This is a genomic window from Allofustis seminis DSM 15817 (genome assembly GCF_000374325.1).
Lineage (GTDB): Bacteria > Bacillota > Bacilli > Lactobacillales > Carnobacteriaceae_A > Allofustis > Allofustis seminis.
Genome location: NZ_KB894084.1, coordinates 29,794 through 42,774, shown reverse-complemented (window position 1 = coordinate 42,774; position 12,981 = coordinate 29,794). Strand labels below are relative to the sequence as shown.

Below are 12,981 nucleotides of genomic sequence, written 5' to 3'. Positions count from 1 at the left end.
GGGCAAACCTCCCTTTATATATTTTTGAGCTGCCCTAGCTCTTTTTTAACGTTGTTTAATGATTGAATTAGTTGTTGATTTCATCTTCTTGCTGCGCACGCAGTCTTTCTTGTTCTTTTTTCATTTGTTCAAGTGAATCAACATTAATAATGTCGTCAAGTTCATCTTCAAGTTTCAATTCGATCTCGTCGCCTGCTTCATTCAAGACTTTCAAATCTAAACCTAATGATTGAAGTTCTTTTACAAGCACGCGGAAGGATTCAGGAACTCCTGGTTTTGGAATTGGATCGCCTTTTACGATTGCTTCATATGCACGAACACGACCTTGAACGTCATCCGATTTATATGTCAAGATTTCTTGAAGTGTATAAGCAGCACCATAAGCTTCAAGCGCCCACACTTCCATCTCGCCAAATCGTTGCCCTCCAAATTGTGCTTTTCCTCCAAGCGGCTGTTGCGTTACTAATGAATATGGACCTGTCGAACGTGCATGCATCTTATCATCGACCATGTGGGAGAGTTTCAAGAAATACATAACGCCGACTGCAACTTTTTTGTCAAAAGGTTCTCCTGTTCGTCCATCAAATAATGTAACTTTTCCATCATTATCCACCAAATCGACTTTTGCAATCTCATCCCATACATCTTGTTCAGTTGCTCCATCAAATACTGGTGTTGCATAACGAACGCCTAATTCACGTGCGGCCATTCCTAAGTGAAGTTCGAACACTTGACCAATGTTCATACGTGAAGGAACTCCCAGTGGGTTCAGCATAATATCGACAGGTGTTCCATCTGGCATAAATGGCATATCTTCTTCTGGAAGAATAAGGGAAATAACCCCTTTATTTCCATGGCGACCTGCCATTTTATCGCCGACTCTAATTTTACGTTTTTGTGCAATATAGACGCGAACCAAATCATTGACACCAGCAGAAAGCTCATCACCTTTTTCGCGTGTAAATATTTTTACATCGCTAACAATTCCGCCACCGCCATGTGGCACACGTAAGGAAGTATCGCGAACTTCGCGCGCTTTTTCACCGAAGATTGCATGAAGTAATTTTTCTTCAGCTGACAATTCGGAAATTCCTTTTGGTGTTACTTTTCCTACGAGAATATCGCCATCGCGAACTTCTGCGCCGATTCGAATGATTCCATCTTCATCAAGGTTACGTAATGCCGATTCCCCAACGTTTGGAATTTCACGTGTGATTTCTTCCGGTCCTAATTTTGTATCGCGTGCTTCTGCTTCATATTCTTCGATATGAATCGAAGTATAAACATCATCTTTTACAAGACGTTCACTCATAATGACCGCATCCTCAAAGTTATAACCGTCAAAAGTTGTGAAAGCGATGAGCGGGTTTTTACCTAAGGCAATTTCACCATTATCCATGGATGGGCCGTCAGCAATTAATTCACCTTTGTCGATAGAGTCACCAACTTTTACAATTGGACGTTGGTTATAGCTTGTACCTGAGTTTGAACGTTGGAATTTTGCTAAGTGATAAGTACGTGTGCTACCATCAATTTCAGTCACTTTAATCGTATCGCCGTCAACATATTCAACGACCCCTGATTCTTTGGCAATAATCGCCGAGCCGGAGTCTAATGCTGCATGATACTCAATTCCCGTTCCAACAAGTGGTGCTTCAGGTTGCATAAGTGGCACTGCTTGGCGCTGCATATTTGCTCCCATTAAGGCGCGGTTAGAGTCATCATTTTCCAAAAATGGAATACTTGCTGTCGCCACTGAGACAACTTGTTTCGGTGAAACATCCATGTAGTCCACATCTTCAATGGCTACTTCTTCATTATCTGCTCGCTCACGTGCTAGAACGCGATCTTCAACGAAGTTATCATTTTCATCAAGTAATGCATTTGCCTGAGCAATTACATATTGATCTTCTTCATCAGCTGTTAAATAGTGAATCTCTTGTGTTACGTGACCATTTTTACGGTCTACTTTTCGATAAGGAGTCTCAATAAATCCAAATTCATTAACACGAGCAAAGGTTGCCAAAGAGTTAATTAGACCAATGTTCGGTCCTTCAGGCGTTTCAATTGGGCACATTCTACCGTAGTGGGAGTAGTGAACGTCTCGGACTTCATAGCCTGCGCGCTCACGTGTCAATCCGCCAGGCCCTAGTGCTGAGAGACGACGTTTATGTGTCAATTCTCCTAAAGGGTTCACCTGATCCATAAATTGCGACAACTGGCTTGAGCCGAAGAATTCTTTTACGCTCGCGACAACTGGACGAATATTGACTAATTGTTGCGGAGTGGTTGTGTCCGCATCTTGAATCGACATCCGCTCACGTACCACACGTTCCATACGGCTAACACCGATGCGATATTGATTTTGGAGTAGTTCCCCAACACTGCGGATGCGACGGTTGCCTAAGTGGTCAATATCATCCACTTCACCAAACCCTTCCATCAATCCGAAGAAATAAGACATGGCTGCAATCATATCTGCAGGCAAAATATATTTCACATCGAGGTCTGGTTGACCATTGCCAATCATGTGGACAACTCGGTCAGGATCCATTTCTGAATAGACTTTGATCATTTGTACATCAATCGGCTCTGCTACGACAGCTTCTGGAGATGGATGCAATGTGACCATGCCAAGATTATTATCAAGTGCAGGGGCTAAGCGGTCCATTACTTCACGATTGACTTTCGTTCCTTTTTCAACGATAACCTCTCCCGTTTCTGGGTCAGCTAACGTCTCCGCTAGCGTCAATCCGAGCAAGCGGGTTTTTAAGTCTAATTTTTTGTTCAATTTATAACGACCAACGCGTGCCAAATCGTAGCGGCGCGGATCAAAAAAGCGCGTCATTAATAGGTTACGAGAGGATTCTGCAGTTTTTGGTTCTCCTGGTCGTAGGCGGTCATAGATATCTTTGAGCGCTTCTTCAACACGTGAATCATCAAGATTTTTATGGATATCTTTTTCAAGCGTTTCAAGTAGCGATTCACTGCGGCCAAAGATTTCTTCAATTTCGTCATCTGAACCGAAGCCCAGTGCGCGAACTAATGTAGACAGTGGTAACTTGCGCGTACGGTCAATGCGCACATTCGCCAAACCGCGCGTATCAGTTTCATATTCAAGCCACGCGCCACGGTTAGGAATGACTACTGCGCCAAACCCTTCACGCCCATTTTTTTCTGGTTTCGGACTAAAATATACACCTGGTGAACGAACAAGCTGCGAAACAACGACACGTTCAGCACCATTAATGATAAATGTTCCCTGATCTGTCATCAAAGGCAAGTCTCCAAAAAAGACGGATTGTTCTTTCACTTCCCCTGATTCTTTATTGACTAGGCGCAACTTAACATATACAGGTGTTGAATAATTAGCATCATGCTCACGCGCTTCATCGACTGTATATTTAGGATCTTCAAATTCATATCCTAAGAATTCTAACGATAAATTACCTGAAAAATCATCAATTGGCGAAATATCATCTAATAACTCTTGTAGACCTTCATCTAAGAACCACTGATAAGAATCTAGTTGAATTTCTACCAAGTTCGGCAATTCCAAGACTTCATTAATTCTTGAAAAACTGCGGCGCACTCGATGTTTTCCATAGTTTACTTCTTTCGTTGGCAATCTATTCACCTCTCGTTGAAATTTAGCTACAAAATTGGCAGTATCATAAGAAAAATTAACGGTCTCTCTTTGTTACAAATTTATTACCATCATTACAAATTTCTAACAAAGAACATTTTCGCCCTATTTTAAGCAAAAAAAATACAAAAGACGTGTGATTCATGTTCACATTTCTTTTGTTTCTCTACGAGCCTTGTTGGATAATAGTGCAACAATAGCCTTTGCGTCAATCCTTACCTACGTACTTTCATAGCGTCTATTAATTATAGTGAATTCTATATGCACTGTCAAGACCTAAGCACCGATTCAAATGTTATTTTTTAGGCAAATGCTTTTTTATAGATTAACACTTCTCAAACTTATGAGAAGATATAAGTCTCTCATCATCCAAAAATAAAAAAGAGCTGTTTATTCAACAGCTCTTTTTAAATTATTCTACAATAAGTGTCTCTTCTTTTTTAAATGCTGAAGCAACTAATCCTACACCTATTCCAACTGCTAAGATCGCCATTAAGAGATGTGATCTTATTGCACCTGTTTTTGGTAAGTGACCTTTAGGTTCTTTTGGTGGCTTACCTGTTGTAGGTGGTGTATGCGGTTTGTGGTGGTTTGTAATAACAAATCCTTCGGTCATATTTCCATGAACAGTTGTCGTATAACCAGCGACAGCTTCTTCTTGAATTGTATATTCAATCCGTTTACCATTATTGAATTTTGGTAAGTGATCGAATGTAAATTCCCATTTCATTTCAGCTGTTACTTTCTGTTCTTTGACAACTTTTCCATCTGCAAGCAATTTGACCATAATCTCTTGTGGACGGATACCGTCTTGGTTGTCGGCATCGTTCCATGTCTTAGTTCCAGTAACTTTCGTTGTTTCTGGAAGATGCGTATTCGTAATGTTAAATCCATCAACTTCCGCTTTATAACCTTTAACATCGACTTCTTCGATCGAATAGGTAATCACTTTGCCATCTTTGAATTTTGGTAAATTATCAAATTGATAGGCCCAATGATCAGCTGCCGTTACTTTCTGCTCTTTAACAACTTTTCCATCCGCAAGTAGCTTGACCCTAATCTCTTGTGGACGGATACCGTCTTGGTTGTCGGCATCGTTCCACGTCTTAGTTCCATTAATGGCTACTTTTTCAGTGCTATAATTTCGTACAATAAAGCCTGTATCAGCATCTCCAGACACTTGTGCTTGGAAGCCTGCAATTGGTAGCTCTTCCAGAGTATAGACAATTTCTTCTCCACTGTCATTTACTTTCGGCAAGTTATCAATTGTTGCTTTCCAACGATTGGCTGCCGTTATAGTAATGGTACCTACTTCTTTTCCATCAGCATCTATTGCTGGTCGTCCATCAGCTAGTAATTTAAAGCTTGCTGATTGTCCTGTTTTTCCAATCCATTCTTTTTGAATTGTTATTTTGCGTAAGTGTGGATTATTGACAATAAAGGTATGACTTGCTTTATTTTCATTCAGTACAACACTGAAATGATTGGTTAAGCAGTTGATATCCTTTAGGTGACTGGATTTCTTTGACAACATATTCACCAGAATAATTATCGGATTTCAATTTCAAATCTTTGAATTCAATATAACCCGATTGATTCGTAGTCGCAACTTGAAGCGGACGCTCTAAGTTGCCTTTTTCATAAAGACCAAATTTGGCACCTGATAAGATCTGACGATTGTCTTGATCATATTTAGAAATAATAATACGTCCACGTTCAGGTGTATTCTCTTTATAGCGATAAATTGTTCCATCAAAAGTTTCTAACTTAGAGAGATTTCTTAAATTCAACTCAATTGGTGTCTTATCTAATTTATAACCTGATTTAGCTTTAGTTTCGATAAGAATATAATTAGTGTTCTGATTCCACTCAACATCAGCTACAGGAAGATGTCCTTCTGCATCGGTCGTCAATGTTTGTACGAATTGTAGCGTTTGATTTCCTGCATCTTGATAAAGTTCAAATTCAACACCTTCAAGTGGAAGATAAATATCGACAAATTCATTACCTTTGCGGCGATAACGATATTCTGGATTTTCTTTAATAAAATCTTCTGCATAACTTATCGTAACATTTTCTTTGAATGTATCGCCTTTTACGATCTCTAGTTCAAATGGTTGGTTATGATAGGTGAATCCCACCGTTTTGATAAATGTATCTCCCGAAGTATCTACCGTTGGATCATACATCATCTCATCATAAATTGATTTTGGAATAACAACGGTTTGAACGGTCTCTGATTTGACATATCCTTTCGGAGCACGTATTTCTTTCACTTTATAGGTACCCGCTGTCAATTCATCAAAGATGACTTGTGCTTTTCCATCAGCATTCAATGTTGTCGTTGCCTCACGAAGAAGTTCATCATTCATATCGTAGAGTCCAAAGACGGCACCTTCAAGTGGACGATCCGCGTTATCTACTTTTATGACTTGAATACGACCTTTCAACTCTTTCTTCGCATTCGGGAAATTGACAATGTTTTGTCTAAACTCGCTACCATCCTCAGCTAAGAGCACACCACGATCATTAATCATAAAGCGATATTTATTTGGGTTATGTGCATGCATTGGATCGGCGGTTTGTTTTTGTTCTTCAATCTCATATAAGGTATTAACTTTCAAGCCTTCAACTTTTATGACCCCTTTTACAGTCGGTCCAGTTGTGATCTGACGGGTCGGATTTGCGACTTCAGTAATCACGAAGCGATAGCCATCCAATTTCTTCAATCCAAAATTCGTAAAATCTTTTAATGAAGTTGTCAGATCGAAATCAGCTGCCACTTCCACTTTGTTGATGATCAATTGAACATTGCGGTTGACAATCGCTTGATCACCAAGATATTCAATAGCACGATGCGTCTTATCAATAACGAATTCTCTCGGCTCAGCTGGTACATATCCCGTTCGATTCTCATCTTTTACTTCTGTCAGGGTATATTTTCCTTCTGGTAACTGATTAACGCTAACTTGACCTTTGCGATCTGTAAAATGCTCTTTATCATAAATTACACGATCCGCATCATCACGACCCACAAGATGGAAGCGAACATTTTCTAGCGGTTTATTTTCCCCATTTACTTTTTCAAGTTTTAAGGTGCCATAAATTGGCTTGATGTTCACCACATCTTGTTCTTGTGCATCCGTTAAGTGATAATCGAAGGTTTGCGTTTGCTTAAAGGTTTTCTTGAAATCTTCATAAGTAATTTCAAATGTTTTTTTAGAAAGTTGATACCCTTCAGGTGCTTTTGCTTCTTTCAAGGTATAAGTTTTTTTGATATCTAAATCGTCAAAACGTACATGTCCCTTAGCATCTGATGTAGCGCTACCCACAAGCTCGCCATCTTCCGTATATAGTTCAAATATTGCACCCTCAAGTTTTTCTAAGTCTTGTGTAGCAATATGTTTGCCTTCATGTCCATATTTATTGAAGCTGATGCTGCCTCGTGGATAGCCCAATTCATTGTAAACACGGTTTGGTTCAACAAAGCGCACCGTGTGGGCATCCTTGCGAACAAAGGTGTTATAAGCACGCTGTCCTGAGCGATCAAAATCATTAGCCACCGTATTTTTTGGTGCTTTCATCGGAATAATCACGTGTAAGGAGCTATTTGGTGCAAGTTCGATATTTTCTTTTGCACGAATGCGGATAGCACGCGTATTCTTCGCTGGTGTTGTTGGCCAATTTAAATTAGCAAATGTTTCATCAGCTGCTTTTCCTTGATAATTCATTGGCGTATCACTATTCCAATAAAGCACTTCATAACCATCAGGGACTTCTATTGTACGGTCTAAATCCAAGCTATTTTCAAATTCGCTTTCACGTGGTGCGCGTTTACCAGTGCCAATATTAAGCTCTTGGATACTTTGATCTCCTACATAAGGCAATACGTCAACGACATCAATCTCTTTTCTAGGCGTATTGCGATTGTTATAAAGTGATAAGCGATAATCAAATGCCTCTTCGGACTGCGTTTGGATGCCCGTTGACATCCACATTAACTCGCCAGCTTTACGAATTGATTTTCTTGCAGACATTTCACTCGCTTTTTGAACGCGAATTGTTGCATCATCATAGAGCCATTCGTTGTCAGTTCCTGGCAACGCTTTTTTATAGCCAACTTTTTCAATGGCATCATTCGTGTAATTCCAATAGACTTCATTTTTAATGTAGCCTTCTTCAACATCATAATCAATTTCTGTATCAATAGTGGCGATACTGCGAATGTTTCCTGGAATTTCTGCTCCTTTAAAGACGAGAGCCTCACGTCCTGTTCCATTATAATTAGCTTCTAAGGTCCAACTTCCGCCAGCACGTATAAAGTCATTATTTAAAGTGACTTTGGTTGGTATGATACCTTTTGGCAATAAATCGACCATTTCAAAATCATGATAATTTTCGCCTGATTGGTCAATAACTTCACCATGACCATTCACACTTTTTGCATGAGGAACGACCGATAAATTGTAGCTGCCTTTATCTCCAGGGAATAACATTTTCGAGCTAGAGTAAGTTTGTGTTTTGCGAACACTTGCTTGCTGCTGATATTCACGAATGCTAACCTGATCGCGAACACCCCATATAAGGTTACCTGCCAGATTATCCCATGCTTCATCATATTTACTAATCAATACGCCTGATTGCTCTTCAACCACGTCCCCACGTTTAGAGATTGCGGTGTCCGTTCCACCTTCATAGAGATTTCCTGACATTACCGCATGGTTTTTGAAGACATTATCGCTTTTTAATCCACCTGGAATATAATGTTTTTTATTTGGATCTTTTAATTTTGTATTGACCAAGAATTCAAGTGCCGAAAAAACTTTGTGTTTTTCAGGGAGAATAATTTGGACATAATCAATCTCTTTTGCATAGCTCTCATCAAATACCACTTCATTCTTTTCGGACATTTCAACAGAGGTCTCATGTAAGATCTTATCATTTGCTGGATTCATTTTATCGCCCAACTGTTGATAAGCGACAATTGACACAGGAATATTATTTGCCGTATGCGAATCTCTTGGGAAGGATACACCACTATAATAAAGTCGATCATCTAACTTATAGTCCGTTAATGTCACTTCTTTTAAGTCAGAGCGTGAACTAGATGATGTTATTCTCAATAAAAATGGTATCGTTTTTTCACGATCTGATTGAACATCATAGAAATAACTATCAAATGGTGTGCCATGTGGACGACCATAAGCATTCTTTTCAAATTTCAATCTGCCTGCATCCACCACATCTGTATAAAATGCTGTATAAATAGATAGGCTATCAGAAACTGTAAAATCTTTTTCAGCAGCTCCTTTATCATTAACTCTTAAATCAATTTGAGCGTGGTTTTCAACGTTGTAACCTGCTTTTAGATCAGGATATGATAAATAAAGCGGCGCAAAATATCGGTTAGGATAGACAGTTGCTGGGAAATCTACCGTCTGCGATACTGTTTTTCCGTCGTTTGACAATGCCCATGCTGGGTTCAATTTTAGATCAAATGTAGCAACTCTTTCTTCCAAAGCGCCAGATTTATTTACAGCAATATAAGTAGGTAATGTATCTGTAATGATCGCACGATCGACATTACGTTCTAAGCCATTGATAGTGAAATCATAACGGACTGGTTTTGGCGTTCCCACTTTGTATTCATAAGTATTCTCATCGGTTACAAATTGTTCAATCGTACCCATTATACGTGGTCCATTATCTGTTGGACGGCGTGTTGTTTTTTCTGTACTTGGGGTATTGATTGGACTGCCTTTTTCCATCCGGGGCAGATCATAATAACCAGAAAGCGTGAGCAGTTTTGAAACAGATAAGACTTCACCATCATTTTCAAATAATGAATTCACTTTAAATGGATAATTCATTGGTGTTACATATTTTCTAAAGCGCCAGTTAATTGGTAGCTCCAATTGGAAACCGCCACTGATTGATTTCAATGAAATCTCAACGATTCCAGTGTTTTTCACGTCATAGCGTTCCACACTTAAAGAAGATGGCATACTAATACTTTCAGGATCGATATATTTCGGATCAAAATAGACTTTGAGTTTCCCTTTGTTCATTTGTGAATCGAAACCAGTCAAATCCATATATAGTCGAATCGTCATCAATTCTCCAATTTTGTAGTGTGTTTTTTTGTTACCACTATCTAAATCAGTTTCGTAATCTTGCCAGATCTCAATGCCTTGTGTCTGTTTCTCATCTAAATCTAACTTCGTATACACAAATTTAACGACATTTTCTTGACGATTATCTGGAGCAACTTTTGACTCTTTATCTGCTGCATAATTAAAAATCTGATAAGCAGAATATGTTTTTTCGCTCAAGATATATTCTGTAACACTTTCCGCCAACTCATTTTCTTCTGTGTCCACATGTTTGACCGTCACTTGGGTCGGATTAATAATATGTTGACGAACATTTTGCGTGTAGCCATCTTCTAAATGATGGGGATTTTCACGTCCTTCGATAAAGACAAATACTGGACGGCGATCTTTGTTATTACTTACATTTTTATCAAATGCTGTTGCATCTAACGTTGCAAGCGTATCTTTTACATGGACATTATCTAATGCATTGCGTGCAAAAGCGCTCGGACCAATCATTTGAACATCTGGAAGTACAAGATCACCACTAATTTTATTCTCATGAAACGCTTTGCGGCGAATGGTTTGAACATGCGTAATATTAATTTCTGCAATTTTGTTTCCTGCAAATGCAAGATCTCCAATTTCTTTTACATTTGGTAAGTCAACTTTTTCCAACGTACTTGCCCCATATCCCGAAACGACTCGGTCTGGATAAGGAGGATCCATACGATTAGCTCCAGCCGTGCGGGAGTTAACTTTAGAGAATGCTGCGACACCAATTCTTTCAACAGAAGGTAAAGAAAGTTCTTTTAATTGGTGAGAGGTGAATGCATCTTGTTCAATCACTTTTACTTTTGGCAAATATAACTCTTTTATCGGGTTACGCTCAAAAGCTTCTTCACCAATAGATAAAGCATTTGGCAAGTTTAATTTTGTTAATTTGTTACCAAAAAAAGTACGATAACTTGTCGTTTCAAGCGCTGGCAACGACAGCTCGGTCAAGCCATTTACCGCAAAGGATAAGTCTCCAGCAACTTTCAAAGATGAAAAGGCATCATCAATATTCGTTAAGTTATTCCCGAAAAATGCACCTTCTTCTACTTCTTCGACATGAGGTGCTATCACAGAGACTAAGCCGAGGTTATTAAAGGCTAGTTTGCCAACAATACGTGCACGTGCAGGCAAAGTCAGCTTGCGTTCCATTTCAGGGAATTTTCGTTTCCCAACGGAGGAAAACCCAAGCACGCGATTGCGATTATTGCTATCCCAAACGAAGTCGGACTCTTTCCATACTAATTCTTCATCGCGTTCAGTTGGATTAATCAGATAATTCTCTTTACTCGTCAAATTCGTATTGTCTGTCCAGACTGCAACATCTCCTGCATAAGATGTACTTCCTGGATTATTATAAAATGCATTGCTTTCGATTTTCTCTAGGACGGGAGCAGTAATTTCTGAGATATTTTTGTTTGCAAGCGCACTTGAACGAATAACTTTCAACTTCGGAAAATTCGGCACAACTTCTGTAATAGGGTTATTTCGAAAACCATCGCCTAAATCTTCCACCAGCGGCAATTCCAATTTCGTGATAGCCCCATTGCGAAAAGCACCTTCATCAATTACTTTTAAGGACGGAAAATTATTAGGTGTCACTTCCGTCAACTTGTTCCCAGCAAAGGTATTAGGTCCTACCATTTCAAGCTTAGGCATATAGGCATCGGCAATTGGGTTGTCGATAAAGCCTGTCGATTCAATGGATACCAAGCGTGGCATATGTACTTTTGTCAACTTGTTGCCGCTACCGAAGTTCCAAATTTCGATGAGTTTTTCGACATTTGGTAAGTCATTTTCTTCAATAGTTTTCAAATTGTTCCCCGCAAAGGCACTTGCACCAATTACTTTCAAGCTTGGAAAAGTAATTTTTTCCAGTTGGTTATTTTGGAATGCACTTTTACCGACATATTCCAAACCTTTTAAGTCTATGGACGTTAATTTATTATTTGAAAATTCGCCCCGACTCGTTCCTCTGCCAGTTTCAGCATTGTAGGACCCGCTATAACGATCATATTTCCCTTCAATGGTTGTAATATTGCCCGCAAAATCGGCTACGCTTGTTAGTCCTTTCTTACGGAAAGAAGTTGCATCATCCATGTTAATAGCTACAGTATGAATAGTAGTTGAACCATCATGCGGATTCAAATGTGGTAAAATTAATTCTTTTTGGGTCTTAATCTTTTCTTGACCACTCGCTGAAAGTCCTGTTACTTTATCGCCATCATAAGTAAAATCACCCAGAACCCAGCCCTTACCAAGCTCAAAGTCAAACCAATTCGTTCCAACCATCACTTTTAGTTCAAAAGTCGCTGTATTTCCATTTGCATCTGTTACTTGATAAGTAACCTCGACTGGACCTCGAACAGAACTGTCAACAGTCGTCGGGTTGACTTTTATTTGAGCAGAAAGATCATTACCATCCAAGTCTGTCGCCGTTACAAAAGATTTCAAGACATCTTCTGAACCGTCACCGTCCGCTTCAATGAATGGTGATTTGACCACTTTAAATTTAGGTTTAATGCTACGATTTTCATATTTTATAGTTAATTTATAATCTGTTGTATCAGGGGTAAATTCAACCGTCTCTTGTATCGGACGATATCCTGTAATTTTGTCTGGCGTGTAGGCGTTTTTTTGATTCAAAAAGATTAAACCATCAATTTTTTGGAAATCATTTCCAATTATCTGATCGTCTAAAATCTTTTCGCCAGTCGCTTGATCTACAAATTCAACCGTTACAGTCACAGGATTGACAACTTGTCCAAAAGCATCTTTAACAACTTCTGTTTGAATATGTGGATTGCTAGTTTTGATTAAAACATAACGTTCATTTTTAGAAAAAACACCAGAACCGTAGCTTTCAATCGTTGAAGGGGCTGTCACTTCATAGAAAATATTGTTAATAAAAGCACGATCGCCCACTTTTTGAACATTTGGCCAGGCGATGGAGTCCAAGTTATTATTTGCAAATGCTTCAGTCCCAATAGTTGTCACATTTTTTAAGTCCAACTGGTTCAATGCATTGTCGCGAAAAGCATAATCGCCAATTTCTTTCAATTCTTGATTAATCTCCACATGCTCGATCTTATTGGCGGCAAATGCATAATTCCCGATACGTTTGACATGGCTACCTAAGATAAGTGTTTCAATATTTTTCTGGCTAAATGCCTGATCCGCAATCTCGGT

At 39.1% G+C, this 12,981-nt stretch carries 3 protein-coding genes; all 3 read right to left on the bottom strand.

Going from position 1 to position 12,981, the window contains the following annotated elements:
* Positions 1 to 67: 67 nt before the first annotated feature.
* Positions 68 to 3,637, bottom strand: coding sequence for a DNA-directed RNA polymerase subunit beta (gene rpoB / locus C231_RS0105650; RefSeq protein WP_425386749.1), 3,570 nt, complete (start codon positions 3,635 to 3,637; stop codon positions 68 to 70).
* Positions 3,638 to 4,058: 421 nt separating this feature from the next.
* A complete protein-coding gene (locus C231_RS07930) occupies positions 4,059 to 5,180 on the bottom strand; it encodes a Cna B-type domain-containing protein (RefSeq protein WP_083912528.1) in 1,122 nt (373 codons plus the stop codon).
* Entirely contained in the window at positions 5,107 to 12,975 is a 7,869-nt protein-coding gene (locus tag C231_RS0105640; RefSeq protein WP_281164019.1) for a SpaA isopeptide-forming pilin-related protein, read from the bottom strand. The genes C231_RS07930 and C231_RS0105640 overlap by 74 nt, the downstream gene beginning before the upstream one ends.
* Positions 12,976 to 12,981: the final 6 nt, after the last annotated feature.

Bases quoted from the DNA above. Each gene is read 5' to 3' on its own strand.
- C231_RS07930 (WP_083912528.1), bottom strand. From the start codon at position 5,180: ATGTTGTCAAAGAAATCCAGTCACCTAAAGGATATCAACTGCTTAACC.